At 35.7% G+C, this 16,180-nt stretch carries 12 protein-coding genes and 1 other RNA gene; 7 read left to right on the top strand and 6 right to left on the bottom strand.

Annotated features, from left to right (window positions below):
- Positions 1-104 precede the first annotated feature (104 nt).
- The 5 genes from MT391_RS10305 to MT391_RS10285 all read right to left on the bottom strand — a co-directional run bounded on the left by MT391_RS10305 (position 105) and on the right by MT391_RS10285 (position 6,240).
- Complete coding sequence (locus MT391_RS10305) at positions 105-1,076, bottom strand: LpxL/LpxP family acyltransferase (RefSeq protein WP_499497876.1); 972 nt, start codon at positions 1,074-1,076, stop codon at positions 105-107.
- 113 nt (positions 1,077-1,189) lie between these two features.
- An RNA gene (gene ffs / locus MT391_RS10300) (signal recognition particle sRNA small type) lies at positions 1,190-1,285 on the bottom strand.
- A gap of 471 nt (positions 1,286-1,756) precedes the next feature.
- Positions 1,757-3,106 carry a CDP-diacylglycerol--serine O-phosphatidyltransferase gene (gene pssA / locus MT391_RS10295; RefSeq protein ID WP_499440298.1) on the bottom strand — a complete coding sequence of 450 codons (1,350 nt, stop codon included), beginning with the start codon at positions 3,104-3,106 and terminating at the stop codon, positions 1,757-1,759.
- A gap of 317 nt (positions 3,107-3,423) precedes the next feature.
- Positions 3,424-4,614: an amino acid aminotransferase gene (locus MT391_RS10290; protein ID WP_499497874.1), complete on the bottom strand. Its 1,191-nt coding sequence runs from the start codon at positions 4,612-4,614 to the stop codon at positions 3,424-3,426.
- Positions 4,615-4,698: 84 nt separating this feature from the next.
- Entirely contained in the window at positions 4,699-6,240 is a 1,542-nt protein-coding gene (locus MT391_RS10285; RefSeq protein WP_166369373.1) for a fumarate hydratase, read from the bottom strand.
- A gap of 107 nt (positions 6,241-6,347) precedes the next feature.
- Here MT391_RS10285 and pabB point away from each other — a divergent pair, with 107 nt between their 5' ends.
- On the top strand, positions 6,348-7,778 hold the full coding sequence (pabB, locus tag MT391_RS10280; protein WP_499497872.1) for an aminodeoxychorismate synthase component I: 1,431 nt from the start codon (positions 6,348-6,350) through the stop codon (positions 7,776-7,778).
- Between the two features lie 157 nt (positions 7,779-7,935).
- On the opposite strand, the gene cysB is transcribed toward pabB, so the two are convergent.
- Entirely contained in the window at positions 7,936-8,904 is a 969-nt protein-coding gene (gene cysB / locus MT391_RS10275) for an HTH-type transcriptional regulator CysB (RefSeq protein WP_028870139.1), read from the bottom strand.
- Positions 8,905-9,154: 250 nt separating this feature from the next.
- Between cysB and MT391_RS10270 the strand changes: the two genes are divergently transcribed.
- From MT391_RS10270 to sppA, 6 genes are all read left to right on the top strand, one after another.
- Entirely contained in the window at positions 9,155-9,841 is a 687-nt protein-coding gene (locus MT391_RS10270) for a sensor histidine kinase (RefSeq protein ID WP_166369369.1), read from the top strand.
- Positions 9,842-9,915: 74 nt separating this feature from the next.
- On the top strand, positions 9,916-10,692 hold the full coding sequence (locus MT391_RS10265) for a DNA repair ATPase (RefSeq protein ID WP_166369367.1): 777 nt from the start codon (positions 9,916-9,918) through the stop codon (positions 10,690-10,692).
- Between the two features lie 199 nt (positions 10,693-10,891).
- A complete protein-coding gene (locus MT391_RS10260) occupies positions 10,892-11,299 on the top strand; it encodes a molecular chaperone DnaK (RefSeq protein WP_299663405.1) in 408 nt (135 codons plus the stop codon).
- Between the two features lie 75 nt (positions 11,300-11,374).
- Positions 11,375-13,072: an AAA family ATPase gene (locus MT391_RS10255; RefSeq protein WP_499497870.1), complete on the top strand. Its 1,698-nt coding sequence runs from the start codon at positions 11,375-11,377 to the stop codon at positions 13,070-13,072.
- A gap of 150 nt (positions 13,073-13,222) precedes the next feature.
- Complete coding sequence (gene fabA, locus MT391_RS10250) at positions 13,223-13,762, top strand: bifunctional 3-hydroxydecanoyl-ACP dehydratase/trans-2-decenoyl-ACP isomerase (RefSeq protein ID WP_028870135.1); 540 nt, start codon at positions 13,223-13,225, stop codon at positions 13,760-13,762.
- A 476-nt stretch (positions 13,763-14,238) separates the two neighbouring features.
- Positions 14,239-16,101: a signal peptide peptidase SppA gene (sppA, locus tag MT391_RS10245; protein WP_499497868.1), complete on the top strand. Its 1,863-nt coding sequence runs from the start codon at positions 14,239-14,241 to the stop codon at positions 16,099-16,101.
- Positions 16,102-16,180: the final 79 nt, after the last annotated feature.

Here is a 16,180-nt window from a genome sequence, read left to right as displayed (position 1 = left end):
ACAGCAAGCTGTCTTTCATTTTTTAAAACATGTGAAATAGTTTTTAAACATGTAGAATTTTATAAAATTTTAAAGAGAATAACTGGCATTAGTCTCTCCTAGCATTATCCTTGCTTATAAATTTTCAAGCCAACTTCAGGCCTTGTTTTAAAGAGTTTTAAAGTCCACATGTACTGCGCCCTATTTTCATTAACAACACGTTCAATGGCAGCATTCATTAGATCAGTATCCTTTTGCTCGTCACCACTTGGAATGTCAGTTAATGGTGCATGACAGATCACATCCACTTTACCAGTTTTGGCGTTATAAGACGTATAGGTAGGGATCACGATAGCACGCCCTAGTTTCGCTAATCGACCGATAACTGGTAAGGTTGCTTTTTGTGTAGCAAAAAATGACGCAAAAAGACTGCTATCTCGACCATGATCTTCATCAGGCAAATAGTAGAAATGTGCTTTATCACGTAAGCTTTTAATACAAGGTTTCAAACCTTCACTACGGTGATACAAGGTGCCTTTATCATTAAGACGGCTAAAACGGGTTCTATAACTTGTAACAAACCAATCAAAAATAGGGTTTTTGTAATCATTAAACATGCTTGATAGAGGATAACCACGCGCAGAAATAGCGGCGACACCCGCAAAATCAAGACCATAACAATGCGGCGCTAAAAAGATGATCGCTTGCCCTGCTGCTTCCGCTTCTTTTACGTAATGTTCGCCGATAAAGTTAACACGTTTCTTTAGAAATGAAGGACTACGAAATGCAATTTCACCTAAGGCAAGTGTAATTTGTGCCACTGAACGTAAATTTTCACGCATCAACAAATCTTTTTCAAGCTCACTGTATTCTGGAAAACATAAGCCAATATTTATAAAAGCTATCTTTTTACGTTTATTGAGAAATTTTGCGTTATAAAATCGATCTGCCAACCATGCTGCAAATTTATCTCTAATACCAGTCGGAATAAAGCTAGCTATGAATAGTAGGCCTAACAAAATCCATGTTCCCCAATATTTTGGTAGAAAATGTTGTGCTTTAAGGGATGTATCAAATCGAGAATTATATTGGGTCATAATTAGACCTTAAGAGACTAAAGTTGAGTAAGGAGTGTATTATTATATGGATTTAACTAAATGAGTTCAATTAACTGAATTCTAATGTGCGATTGGAGTGATGTGGGTGGTAGACCTCCCAGCAAACTCTCGGCACTTGAATCACCTACTATGGCTGCTGCCTTCCGGCTCTGACCAGGTTAATAAGTTATCAATGCGAGAAACCAAGAGGCCTACCATTGTCACTGCATCAAGTCTTAACACTTGATGCGAGGAATTATACGTAAGCCAATTGATAATTCAATAGATAAATAACAGTTTTATGTTCAAACGATTAAATAGTCAGCAGTTTATTGAAAAATAAGTATTTTTATTAAATTAGAAGCACAAAATATGAGCATTAGCAGGATCAAACCACTCACTATGAATTTGTGTTGTGAATGAATAATTAAGGTAGCAATGATTTTTGGGGAATATGGATTAATTTTATGAGTATTGACTTGTTATGAAAATAACAATACTGCCAGTGTGTCCTAGTAAAATGGAGGGAATACGGCTAATAATTAGAATTGGAGCAGTCAGCGAACTATCTAATTATTATATTCAGTTTAACTATTTCACTCAGTTTAATAATTTAGGGGAGCAAAAATTAAAACGTCATCACTGTTAGCTTAAACGACAACGTTTGATTAGGAAATATCTTAAATGATACCTTTGATTATCTTATCTGCTTTTAATCTTCTTAATCGAGAGATAAGTTGTTTAACTTTATCAGGGTAAGTATCAATATCATCAATACCTTTATAACTACCAATTTGTCGAGTATGTTCAAGAATATTACTCAACTCCTCATTCATTTGCCCTGCTAACTGTTGATTTGGATCATCCACTAACAGTCCATTTTCTAGGTCTAAGCGCCAAGCACGAGGGTTAAGATTATGCCCCGTCAATAATGAAAATCTATGATCAGAATAAATGCCTTTTAAATGAAAACTATTACTATCATGCTTCCATAAATGCAAATTAAGATGCCCTTGTAAAATAGAAGTATGATGTTTTTTTGCAAAGTTTCTTAAATTCACTTCATATAGAAAAGGTAAAGCACCAATTGTTTTAAATGGTTTATCTTCAGGGATATAGAAATCATTCGCGGTTTTATCGCCAACAACGATAGTAATATTTACTTTGCGTTTTAGTAATGCAGTTATATCACGCGACAAAGCAGTAGGTAGATTAAAGTAGGGTGTAAACAACACTAACTCTTTCTCTGTAGAATGAAAAATGGCACGAATAACTTTGTTTAACAGATTTTTATTGGTCCCGATCCCTGTTAATGGCCGGATAGCTAAACCATCAGTGTAAACTGGGTCGAAACGGTATCCTGCTAACTTTAAATTGCGACTTAAATTTTTATGTTGTTTCTTAAAATCATTAAATTTTGGAACACTAGGCGCATTTAATTCAACCACGGCTTCACTGTTAATGATGACTTGCTGCAGGTAATCCACCATCGAATCAGCGAGAGCATGATCCTTAATCAACCAATAACGATCAAATCGGTATCGTTGTTGTTGATGAAGGTAGATATTATTAATACTGGCTCCACTATAAAAAACCATATCATCAAAAATAAAACCTTTTAAGTGTTGGACGCCAAATAATTCTTTTCTTTTTACTGGTAGGCCAATAATTTTAACACCGCGACCTTTTAGACTAGCAATCTGCTGATACCAGGTTGTATTTGTTTCTCCGCCCTTTACAGAACCAATCAAACCTCGTTGTGCACGATGAAAATCGATACAAACAGTGATATCCATTTCTGGATGGCGTATTTTTGCCGCATATAATGCATTCAATACTTCAGCACCAGCTTCGTCTGCTTCTAAATATAGAGCTGCGATATAGATCCGTTTGGTGGCTGTATTAATTTGATTAAATAACTCAGTTTTAAATGCAGTGGTAGTTAATAAGCATTTTACTTCGTCTGCAGATATTGGCAGCTTTTTCAATTTTGTTAAAAATGAAAGACTTTGATTTATTTTTTTACTCATAGATCTCTATTATGTCATATTCTCTTTGTCTCGTGTAGCTAGATAAAGAGAATAAAAACAATATTTTGATTGCAATAATGTGCTGCTTTTTATCTTCTAGTGATCGATTCTATTGATGATTAATAAACCAACAGAAAAAATACAAAAAGGTATACATGACAGCCAAAAGATCACTGTAACAATGAAATAAATAGATGCTCAATAGTGCTGATTGTAAAAAGCGAGTTATTAGTTAACTGTTATGTGACGACAGCCCTAATTAAACTCGCTTTTAAATCTAGCTTTATTGTTGAATCACATCAATAAATCGTTATTAATTAGATAACTTTTGCTAATGCATCACACAATGGTTGCATGTTATTTTTAGTCATACCGGCTACTGAAATACGGCCAGAACCAACAATGTAAACTGCAAATTCTTCTTTAAGTTGATTAACTTGCTCAACACTCAAACCAGAGAAAGAAAACATACCTAATTGGCGACTAATGAAACTAAAGTCACCAGGGACACCTTTCTCTTTAAGTGTTGCTACAAATAAATCGCGCATTTCTTGAATACGGTTACGCATATCAGCAACTTCTTGTACCCATTGTTCATACAATTCTTTGTCGTTCAAAATTGTTGTCACAATAGCCGCACCGTGACAAGGTGGGTTTGAGTAGTTAGAGCGTATACCTGATTTAACCTGGCTAAATGCAGCTTCTGCTATGTCACTGTCTTCTGCTACCAGTGTTATACCGCCAACACGTTCATTATATAAACCGAAGTTTTTAGAGAATGAATTAGCAATCAAAAGTTCTTTATTATATTGCGCAAATTTACGTAACCCCTGTGCATCTTCTTCAACGCCATTACCAAAACCTTGATAAGCAAAATCAAAGAATGGAATAGCACCTAGCTCAGCGATTAATTTAGCAAGGATATCCCACTGCTCTGGTGTTGGATCAATACCCGTAGGATTATGACAACAGCCATGGAATAATACCAACTCGCCGGGTTCAACAGATTGCAATGAAGCAATCATGGCATCAAAGTCTAGATCTTTTGTTTCCGGATCGTAATAATCATAAGTAACAACTTCTAATCCAGCAGTTTTAAACACGTTGCCGTGATTTGCCCATGTTGGATTACTTACCCAAATCTTTTTAATACCTAATTTGCTTACAGCAAAGTCAGCACCGGTACGTAACGCGCCAGTACCACCAGGAACCTGTGCAGTACGAGCACGTTTAGAAGATATTATTTCAGCGCCTTGACCAAATAATAGTGTCTGAACAGCCTCACCATAAGCTGCTATTCCTTCAATGGTTAAGTAGCTTTTGGTGGTTTCTTCAGCAAGTAGACGTTTTTCAGCTTCTTTTACTGTCGCTAGAATTGGGGTTTGACCCATTTCATTTTTATAAATACCAACACCTAGATTGATTTTATGATCGCGTTCGTCTTTTTTGAATGCATCTGTTAAGCCTAAAATAGGATCTGCAGGCGCCATACTTACTTGTTCAAACATACTTATTCCTTTATTAGTAATGATAAGATCTATACGTTGATGCTTTTATACCATTACTACTTTTTCAATCAATCAATTTAATGACTATTCTGACATTTTGCTGTCTATTTCGGCAATTTTCGCTTTCCAAATAGCAGGGCCTTGCTCATGTACGTTATTTCCTTGACTATCAACAGCAACAGTTACAGGCATATCTTCAACATCAAATTCATAGATAGCCTCCATTCCTAAGTCATCAAAAGCAACAACACGAGATTTTTTAATTGCCTTAGCCACTAGGTAAGCTGCACCGCCCACGGCCATCAAATAAACAGATTTATGCTTAGCAATTGAGTCCACCGTTTGTTGACCACGTTCAGATTTGCCAATCATGCCTAGTAAGCCCGTTTCTTCCAACATAAAGTCAGTAAACTTATCCATTCGAGTAGCGGTAGTTGGACCAGCAGGACCGACCACTTCATCACGTACTGCATCAACAGGCCCTACGTAATAAATAAAGCGACCTTTAAAATCAACTCCCTCTGGTAAGCCTTTACCACTGGTGATCAATTCTTGAATACGTTTATGTGCAGCATCACGACCAGTTAAGATTTTACCTGACAGCAATAATGTATCTCCACTCTTCCACTGGCTCATATCTTCTTTAGATAGACCATTAACGTTAACGCGTTTAACATTTTCGCCAACTTCTCGCGTAATTTCTGGCCATTGATCCAACGATGGTGGTGTTAATGTTGCTTCTCCTGAACCATCCAAAGTGAAATGTGCGTGTCTTGTGGCTGCACAGTTAGGGATCATAACCACAGGTTTTGAAGCCGCATGAGTTGGACAACTTTTAATTTTAATATCAAGTACTGTAGTTAAACCGCCTAACCCTTGTGCACCAATACCAAGATTATTTACTCTTTTGAAAATTTCTAACCGCAACTTTTCATCGGTATCTAAAGATTCAGGGTCAGCTTTTGCCTTAGCCTGTAACTCAAAAATATCCACTGGTTCCATTAATGACTCTTTTGCCATAACCGCTGCTTTTTCTGCAGTACCACCAATGCCTATGCCTAACATACCCGGTGGGCACCAACCTGCCCCCATGCTAGGAACTGTTTTTTCGATCCAGTCTTCAATAGAATCAGATGGATTCAGCATTGCCATCTTAGATTTATTTTCAGAGCCGCCGCCTTTAGCTGCAACCATGACTTCTACCTTATTTCCTTTGACCATTTCAACATGCACAACAGAAGGTGTGTTGTCTTTAGTATTTTTTCTTGCACCAGCAGGGTCTGCGACAATCGAAGCACGTAACGGGTTGCTTTGGTCGTTGTAGGCTTGTCTTACGCCTTCATCTACCAACTCTTGTACAGTTAACTCAGTGTCAAAGGATACTTTCATGCCAATTTTAACAAACACGGTTACAATCCCCGTATCCTGACAAATCGGACGTTTTCCTTCAGCTGACATGCGAGAGTTGATAAGTATTTGTGCTATTGCATCTTTAGCCGCCGGATTTTGTTCTGCTTGATAAGCTTTATCCATGGCTTGGATAAAATCCAATGGGTGGTAATATGAAATAAATTGCAGTGAATTTTTAACGCTGTTAATAAAATCTTGCTCTTTAATGACTGTCATCAGTCGCTCCCAATAAATAGTAAACCGTTTTCAATAAAACAATGGTAATATTATTGGCCTTATCCGCCTAACTTTTTGTTATAAGAATGTTGCCTAAATACGAAAAAATGACTTATATATCAACTAATACACTCATAAAACCTCTATTTCTTTCTGAAAAGATAATCACTCTCATTAAGCAACAACTTTCTTGCTTAAACTGGTCTATGTTTTTGGAATCTGCTAGCCCTGAACATGTTGATAGTAATTGGTCTATTTTCACAGCAGATCCAATTGCCACACTCACCTCTTTAGAGAGTGATGCGATTTTTCATGACCGACTTGCTGATACAACAAGCAATATGGGAAAAGATCCTTTAACTGCACAAAAAAAGATGCGTGAACAATTATTTCACCATGATGACCAATCCGATTATCCATTCACAGGGGGCGTAATCGCCGCTTATCATTACGAGATGGGTGAAGTGTTTGAGTCACTGCATAAACAACAAAAAAATTCAGGGTTGAACTTAGGCCCATTTCATTGTGGTTTTTATGACTGGGCAATTTTATATAACCTTAAACAGCAACAATATTTTTTAGTTCAGCAACGTACAACCAATCAAAATAAAACGGTCGAAAATCTTTGGCAATCTCGATATCATTGGCTTGAACTGCTTGCAGGAGAAAAATCAGGTGTTTTGAGCTCGGCTAGCACTTTCAATTTAAAAGAATCTTGGCAGTCTAACTATACAGAGCCTGAATACAGAGCTTCATTTAATAAAATACAAGATTATATTGTAAGTGGAGATTGCTACCAAGTTAATTTAGCTCAACGATTTCAAGCACCTTATCAAGGTGATGAATATCAGGCCTATCAGGCTTTGTTACTGGAAAATCAGGCCCCTTTTGCAGCCTTCATTCGTTTACCTGAACAAGTCATTATATCCTTATCCCCTGAACGTTTTTTATTACTATCAGGTAAACAAGTTCAAACCAAACCCATTAAGGGAACAACCCCACGGCATTTAGACCCTGAGCAGGATTCAATTAACAAGCAACGATTGTTGAATTCTGAAAAAGACCAGGCGGAGAACCTAATGATTGTGGATCTATTACGTAATGATATAGGTCGAGTTTGTAAGTCAGGTAGTGTTTCTGTGCCTAAATTATTTGATATTGAGAGTTTTCCCGCCGTGCATCATTTGGTGAGCACCGTCACAGGTCAATTAGATGCTCAATATCGTTGCGAAGATTTACTACGAGCATGTTTTCCAGGCGGTTCTATTACTGGAGCGCCTAAAATAAGATCGATGGAAATCATTTGTGAACTAGAAAAATTTCAACGTGAAATTTACTGTGGCAGCATTGCGTATATTAATGGTAATGGCGATATGGACAGCAGTATTACTATTCGAACTTTAGTGTGTAAGAACCAACAGATATATTGCTGGGCAGGCGGAGGTATTGTTGCAGATTCAAATGTTGAAAGTGAATATAAAGAGTGTTTCGATAAGGTCAGTAAAATTCTTCCCGTGCTAGCCAAACTCAATCACTAATTTATCTAGTTACAGAGGGTTTAATAGCAATCACACTAATTAACCTATTTTTTTGCTTGTTAAAATAACTTACTGAATATAATTGCTACAAAATATAATAAAAGCCCATCATGGGCTTTTATTAGTTAATACTGTACTGCTAAATAATATTGCGAAACTAACGAGTGGGTAACTCGATATCTTCAAATAACTTATTTACTTCTGCGGTATATTTAAGTTGGATAGCTTTTTCAACTAAAGGTCTAGTTAGGTGTGGTGCGAATCGAACCATAAAATCATACATATAATCACGCAGGAACGACCCTTTCCTAAATCCGATACTAGTCAGGCTAGATTTAAAGATGTGGCTTGCGTCCAACACACAAAAATCATCATCCTCATTAATCGCCATAGTCGCGATCACGCCAACGCCGAGACCTAAACGGACATAGGTTTTAATTACATCTGCATCTGTTGCGGTAAAGACTACATCTGGTTTATAACCTGCTGCATTAAAGGCTTCATCTAATTCTGAACGCCCTGTGAAACCGAATATATAAGTAACGATAGGATGTTTTGCAATGTCGTCAATAGTTAAATGTTTGATATTAGCTAAAGGATGGTCTTTGGGGACAATTACAGAACGATTCCAATGATAACAAGGCAACATAATCAAATCTTGATACAAATGTAGTGCTTCCGTTGCGATTGCAAAATCTGTTTTACCCTTAACTACAGACTCACTGATCTGTGTCGGCGTGCCTTGATGCATGTGCAATGAAACTTTTGGATAACGCTTGATAAAACCTTTAATAACATCTGGTAACGCGTAACGTGCTTGAGTATGCGTAGTAGCAATATTCAAGGTTCCCTGATCTGGCATAGTATATTGATTAGCGACCGCTTTAATACTCTCAACTTTGCCTAAAATTTCAGTTGAGTAGCGAATTATCTCTTTTCCCGCCGGTGTGACTTTAGTCAGATGTTTGCCACTTCGCTCAAAAATTTGAATGCCAAGTTCATCTTCCAACATACGTACTTGTTTACTGATACCTGGTTGAGAGGTAAATAGGTTCTCAGCAGTCGCTGATACATTTAAGTTGTGATTCAATACTTCGACAATGTAACGTAATTGTTGTAATTTCATAATGTTATCAGCTTATCATTCAATGAATTAAAATTAGGGCTTATTCCATTTAATTCTATCAGAGTTCTAATATTTACAAAGTTATACTTTCCTATTTTGCATACCACCATATATTTACACTAAATATTGAATTCGCTGTTTCGTTTTGTTATTTATAACCGTTACTATAAAGATCCAAATATTAGTCAGCTTTTACGGCCCTAGTTCTGTAAAAATAGTTCTAATTAATAATGTAACGTGAGGTATGTCTATGGATAATAATGATCAGTTAGATTTCAGCACAATATTAGCGACTAGCATCCATGACATGAAAAATTCACTATTTATGTTAATGCAGTCAATAGAAGATTTAGATCTAGCAGATAATTTGACTGCACATCAACATCAAACCGTTGCTGATTTACATTATCAAACCTCTCGTGTTAACGGTACTTTAATGCAGTTATTAGCCTTATACAGGGATGAAAAAAAACAATTACCTATTTTTATTGAAGAGAATTCAGTTAATGATCTAATGAATGATATTGTTGAGCGTCATCGACTCTACTTTCAAAGTCGTCATATCGATGTATCGCTTAATATAGATAAAGATTTATTCGCTTATTTTGATTTAGATTTAATAAAATATCTGCTCTCAGACATTTTCATTAATGCGTTACGTCATACTAAAAGTTTAGTTGCTATAACCGTTGTTCAAACGCCACCATATCTCGTTTTTAAGGTCGAGGATGATGGTGATGGCTATCCGCAGCATATGTTGGATGTCAATCATGGGACATCAAATTCATTTAATGCCAATAAGGGTCGCAGTGGTTTAGGGCTTTTATTTGCAAAAAAAATAGCAGAACAGCATATAACAAATCAACATAAAGGTTATATTTCACTTGAAAATAAACCTAACAATCGCGGCAGTATATTTACCTTACATATACCTTAATAAGATAATCCCCATGATGGGGTGGTAATGTTCTATACTCTGCCTTTCAACGCATTTTTTATTTAAGAGTTTCTATGTTATATACAATAATTTTTGGTCTGATTGCTTTATTGCTTTTTGTTTTAATTGGTTACAACATAATTGAACAATATAAACAAAAAGCTGAAGCTGAAAAACGTATTACTATGAGTAAGCAACGGGCGATCATTACTGAGGTCGACGAACTCCTATTAAACGCAACCAAAATTCCATTCACTAAATCATTGCTATTAATAATGCAAAATAGAATTAGAAATGCGCTTTTAACCATGGTAAATCTGTTTCCTAGCACCCCTGCTATTAGAGAGCACCTCACTAATACTGATTCGCAAATTAAACAAATTAGAGAAAACTATACTACACCCGATAGTAATAGTTTTAGAACACCAGAAGATAACAAAGAAGCGCTGGCGTTATTGCAAGTCACTAAAAAGATACGTGCTGTGCTACGCTCAGAACATGCAAAAGGTAAAATCAGTACTGATATATTTGTTGCAGAAGCACAACAAATTGAGATGATGCAGCTAAAAATAAACTTAGAAAATAGCATTAAACGTATTAACGAATCTAAAGCTGCACAGCAATTTGGCAGTGCGAATCAAATGATAAACAGAGTATTAAAAGCCATTGATTCTGTGCCCACCAAAGATAATTATCTGCAAAATAAAGAACAACAATTGAAACAATATGCAGAAGAAATACGATCCCATTTAGTTAAAACGAGCAATGAAGAGTTACAAGCAATACAGAAGAAAGAATCCGAAAATAAAAATGATTTAGATGCTTTATTTGCTGAAAGGAAAAAATGGTAGTCACAGCACTTTAGCTGTTATTTAAAATGAGCCTAAAAATCAAAATAGACATGATCTAAAATTGTATGCCTCTTAAGCAGATACATTTCACTTCATATTGATTAGTTAATATGTCAAAAAATAGTACTAAAAAAGATGTTCAATTTGATATAAATCAATAACTTTTAAATAATCTTACTTATTATAAGGGTACATAATAATGAGTAAGGCAATTGCTATGCAAGAAATTACAACTGAGCAGCAACATATTTTACAGCAGCACCTATTGTCTGAGTTTGCGGTGTTAAAAGAGAAAGTGAAAGCAAGATTAGCTACTTCATCAAAGTCATACCTTAATGACTTAGTTCCACAGGTAGATAATATGAATGCAGATACTTTGATAGATAGCTTAGTACACAGCGAAAGTCATTCACTTAACCTCTACAAAAAACAAATAAAAAGCATAGATGCAGCCCTGCAAGGTATGGAATTAGGGTTATATGGTTTATGTTCTGATTGCGAAACAGAATTAGACATTGATGCCCTCCTTGAATGTCCAACCAAACAGCGTTGTGATAGTTGCGAAACTAAATACCAACAACAAAAGGTTAAGGGTTTTAAACTATAAGCACATTTTATTGTTAACTTTATTAGGAGGGATGTGATAAATTGCCCTCCTTTAACGTTAACTAGAGCATACATTTTGACCAAAACTATTTCGCCTTTAACTTCAAGCAATGCCTCTAGCAAGAATGATCAGATTAGTGAGCAAATATATCCCCTGACGGCACAGCAATGTACAACACATTTTGAAGCCTACCTTAAACAGTATAAAGAAATTGAAAAGGATGAATTAGCAGAGCTCTTTCCCGACGCTGTTTCTATTGTTTCGCACTATTTAAAGTTGCCTACACCACTGTTATTAATTAATAGTCGTCACTGGTTAAGTGCAGAGCAACTGCTTAAACAGGTGATCCCTGATACATACCCTACTCAGTATCTTTTAAGTTTTAATCAAGAGACATTATTTGGACGCATATCATTAATGAATGATGGCGAGTTAAATTTTGCTGATGGACAGTTGAAAAAGTCTAATGGCGGGTTACTAGTTCTTAACATTAGTCCTTTATTAGTTGACCCTGGCCTATGGTTTAAACTTAAGTCGGTATTACAACGTCAACATTTACTCGCGAGTGATGCCATTAATGCTGAAAGAATAAAACAAGTATTACCTGATTTATCAACTCAACTTATTACGACCAAAATCATTTTAGTCGCCAGTCGGTTGCAGCTTGAAGAGTTAATTCAAATCGATCCTGAATATACACAAGTGTCTTCATTATTTTGTGAATTAGCAAACCAAGTACCAGTGTCTCAAAAATCTGTCAATGCGATTGTTACTTATTGTCATAATTTAACACAGCGATTAGGTTTGAAATCACTACAGGATGAAGCGTTAGCGACGTTATTAAATTTTTTGTCGATTCAATGTGAACATCAAAAACAATTGCTATTTTCACCTGAATTATTCAAACAAGTATTACAATATGCAAACCTGTTCACTGACAATAAAGAAATCACTAAACTTGATTTGATTGCTTATTTCGAAGAGATAGATCAAGCCCAGTCGTTAGCTAGAAAGTACAGTGAACAATCCTTACTTGAAGGACAAGTAAACTTGCAGTTGTCGGGAGAAAACATTGGACAAATTAATGGCTTAGCAGTTGTTGAGCTATTAGGTTATCCCTGTGAATTTGGTGAAGTATTTAGAATCTCTGCCAGTGATATGATTGGAGATGGTGAAATTATAGATGTTGAACGTAAAGTTGAACTTGCGGGTAATATCCATGCAAAAAGTACCTTAATCGTACAGGGGTATTTAAATCATTTCTTTAGCCATATCAGCGCATTTCCATATTCTTGTAATTTAGTTTTTGAACAATCTTATCAAGAAAGTGATGGAGATAGCGCTTCATTAGCTATATTGTTAGCTGTTAGCTCATGCTATGCACAATTTCCAGTGAAGCAAAATATCTTTGTAACAGGGTCATTAGACCAACATGGTAACGTACTAGCCATTGGTGGTATCAATCAAAAAATAGAAGCTGTTGCGCGTTTATTTGAATTGGGCTTGTTAGATGATCCTATTTCAATCGTAATGCCAAAGGCCAACCAAATAAATTTAACACTTAATTTAAATACTTTAGCATTAGTGGAATCAGGTAAAATAAATATTCATTCAGTTTCACATTGCCATCAGGCTTTTCCTTTATTATTAGGAAAATCCTTTGAGCAAGTAATTAAAGCAATTAATACAAGAATTGAGATCACTGCTAAAGAAGAGATGGAAGAAACATCAGCTGGCTTGTTTTCTCGGCTAAAAGACTCTATCTTCCATTAGTAGAATAAAAAATAAAATACAATCAAGGACTTTGATTATTCTTGATTGTTTTTACTAGCTCATATACAGTATGGCGCTCATTATTTCGTGGTATTAAGTTAATTTCCTCTTTAATACCCCACCTTATCAATTATCTTAAGAAAAGTGATTATGACTAAAATCGTATCCCAAAAAGAGTTGGGTAAAAACTCTTACAACAAAGAAGAACTTATTAAATGTGGTCAAGGTGAGCTATTTGGTGAAGGCAACTGTCAACTACCTGTTGATAACATGCTCATGCTGGATCGCATTATTTCTATTACTTCCGATGGTGGAGAGCATGGTAAAGGTGAATTAATTGCTGAATTAGATATTGATAAAGCTTTATGGTTTTTTCAATGTCACTTCCCTAATGACCCTGTTATGCCTGGCTGTTTAGGACTTGATGCAATGTGGCAACTAGTTGGCTTCTTCTTAGGTTGGAGCGGAGGTCCGGGTAAAGGACGTGCATTAGGTGTAGGCAACGTAAAATTCACAGGCCAAGTATTACCTACCGCGAAGAAAGTAACCTACCGCATCACAATGAAACGTTTAATTATGCGTAAACTTGTAATGGGTATTGCTGACGGTGTTGTAGAAGTAGATGGAAAAGTTATCTATACAGCAGAAGATCTAAAAGTAGGTTTATTTGTTGATACTTCAAGTTTCTAATACTAACTAATTTAAGAACACTTAAATTGGCCAAGCATTAATTAGCGAAGAAACTTTAGCTAAAAAAGCACTAATTATTCAAATAATTGGTGCTTTTTTATAGTTACTATTAGTTCCTATCTGTGTTTATATCAATTTCATTAAGTGTATGGACAATTATTAACAAAGAAAAATCCATTAATTTAATATAGAAATTACGTCAAACAGCTTGTCCCCTTTGTAAAACTTATAACGCACAAACGGTGAATTTTAAGCAACAACAATGATCAGCTATTAGGCAGAATTATTTACAGGGCCGCATAAGCACCAAACCATTTACCAAAAGTTATCTAACATCTTACCTTTATTGCACTTTTAACTTAAAAAACGTTTATTATAACTACCTTATAAGAGCAATATCAGTGTGACCTAATTTACTATCACTCACCTTTTTCTCTCAATTTACATTAATCATCACTGCATTTGAAGGATCAGCTATGGCTTTTATATTTCGCTTTATTAACCAGCTTTTTAGAAAATTATTTAAACTGATTAATTGCCTCCGTTTAATCATACTTAATACCATCTTTATTTTTATCGTTTTGTTAATTGTTGTTTCATTCAACGATACAGAAGAAAAAATCTATGTTGCCGATAACTCTTATCTGCAAATAAACTTGAATGGTTATATCGTGGAGCAAAAACAACCTGCAGATCTTTCTCAAAAAATAACAGATCAACTAACCGGTACTGAACAAGAGCAGGTACAAGAATTCGAAACACAAACACTAATTAATACAATTCAACATGCACAACGAGATGAAAAAATTACTGGTCTAGTGTTAGAGCTTAGCGGATTAATATCAAGTAGTTTAGATCAACTTTCGGATGTTGGTGAAGCAATCAATGAGTTCAAGAAGTCAGGTAAGCCAGTTTACGCTTATGCAGATAATTATAGCCAAACGCAATACTATCTAGCCGCCTATGCAGACCATATAACGCTTGCTCCCAATGGATTAGTGATCTTACAAGGTTATGCCGTTAATCGTTTATATTTTAAAGACTTACTAGATGAACTATTAATCACACCGCATATTTTCAAAGTCGGTACTTATAAATCTTTTGTTGAACCTTTTACTGAAACAAAAATGTCTCAATTCAGTAAAGATGCAAACAAACATTGGTTGGATCAATTGTGGCAGGGTTATATCGACCATGTGCTAGTACAAAGAAATAATATTGACTCTTTAACTACACAATCCATCAACCCAACTTTATTTCAGCTTAAACAACAATTACAAGCAGTCTCTGGCGACGGCGCACAGTACGCAATTAGTGTAGGTTTAGTAGATGAACTTGCCTATCATGAGCAGTTTATTGCTAATTTACCGATTAAAACAGATATGGAGAATAAACCACTAAATCGAATTAGTTATAACCGCTACGCGTCAACCTTACCTCCAGTTTATACATTTACCGGTAGCAGCAATCAGATTGCTGTTATTCATGGTTCTGGAGAAATAGTTTCAGGCAATAGCGATGCAACATCGATTGCAGATAAAAGCTTTAATGCATTATTGAAGCAAGCCCGCTTAAATAAACAGATAAAGGCCGTTGTTATTCGACTGGACACACCCGGAGGCAGTGCAACCGCTTCAGAGTTGATACGTCAGCAGATACTGGCATTAAAAGAACAGGGAAAAAGTGTTGTTGTATCAATGGGGTCAGTAACCGCTTCAGGTGGTTATTGGATAGCCTCTGCGGCTGATAAAATAATTGCCTCCCCGACCACCTTAACGGGCTCTATCGGTATATTTGGTATGTTTGCCACTATTGATAAAACTTTAAATAAAATAGGTATTCATCAAGATGGTGTATCGACCAGTCCATTATCTAACGTTGGTATAACTCAACCTCTTAACCCTCAACTTGCTGAAATTTTTCAGATAGGCATCGAGCACGGCTATCAAAACTTTTTAGAAGTGGTGGCTGAAGGGCGAGATATGACAGTGCAGGAAGTAGATAAAGTCGCTCAAGGTCGAGTATGGACAGGCGTTGACGCATTGAAACTGGGTTTAGTTGATGAATTGGGAAATTTACAAACTGCGATCAACTCAGCAGCACAATTAGCGTCATTAAGTGAATATGATATTGTGTCAATCCAACCTGAAATATCACCAAAGCAGCTATTCATCAATAAATTACTATCACAATCTATTAGCTTTTTACCGTCAGCAATCATGCAATCTTCGCCTTTAATTGAAGCTTTGCTTAGTTTAGAGAAACAAAGCAACTTCATTACACGCTTAAATGATCCAAAGAACCATTTTATTTACTGTACCCAATGTAATATAGATTAAACGTAAAATAAAACATGCTTAAACTTGTCTCATCATCACTTATTGAAGTAATGGTGAGGCAAACTTTTTAACTCCACAG

This window comes from Vibrio sp. 1-Bac 57 (assembly GCF_037546855.1).
In the GTDB taxonomy this organism is placed as follows: domain Bacteria; phylum Pseudomonadota; class Gammaproteobacteria; order Enterobacterales; family Psychromonadaceae; genus Psychromonas.
Note: the sequence above shows the minus strand (reverse complement) of the source record. Positions and strands in the feature narration are given on the sequence as shown.

What these genes read in the sequence shown, in the direction of transcription:
- MT391_RS10305 (WP_499497876.1), bottom strand. Translation starts at nt 1,076, where the DNA reads ATGACCCAATATAATTCTCGATTTGATACATCCCTTAAAGCACAACAT.
- pssA (WP_499440298.1), bottom strand. Translation starts at nt 3,106, where the DNA reads ATGAGTAAAAAAATAAATCAAAGTCTTTCATTTTTAACAAAATTGAAA.
- MT391_RS10290 (WP_499497874.1), bottom strand. Translation starts at nt 4,614, where the DNA reads ATGTTTGAACAAGTAAGTATGGCGCCTGCAGATCCTATTTTAGGCTTA.
- MT391_RS10285 (WP_166369373.1), bottom strand. Translation starts at nt 6,240, where the DNA reads ATGACAGTCATTAAAGAGCAAGATTTTATTAACAGCGTTAAAAATTCA.
- pabB (WP_499497872.1), top strand. Translation starts at nt 6,348, where the DNA reads ATGACTTATATATCAACTAATACACTCATAAAACCTCTATTTCTTTCT.
- cysB (WP_028870139.1), bottom strand. Translation starts at nt 8,904, where the DNA reads ATGAAATTACAACAATTACGTTACATTGTCGAAGTATTGAATCACAAC.
- MT391_RS10270 (WP_166369369.1), top strand. Translation starts at nt 9,155, where the DNA reads ATGGATAATAATGATCAGTTAGATTTCAGCACAATATTAGCGACTAGC.
- MT391_RS10265 (WP_166369367.1), top strand. Translation starts at nt 9,916, where the DNA reads ATGTTATATACAATAATTTTTGGTCTGATTGCTTTATTGCTTTTTGTT.
- MT391_RS10260 (WP_299663405.1), top strand. Translation starts at nt 10,892, where the DNA reads ATGAGTAAGGCAATTGCTATGCAAGAAATTACAACTGAGCAGCAACAT.
- fabA (WP_028870135.1), top strand. Translation starts at nt 13,223, where the DNA reads ATGACTAAAATCGTATCCCAAAAAGAGTTGGGTAAAAACTCTTACAAC.
- sppA (WP_499497868.1), top strand. Translation starts at nt 14,239, where the DNA reads ATGGCTTTTATATTTCGCTTTATTAACCAGCTTTTTAGAAAATTATTT.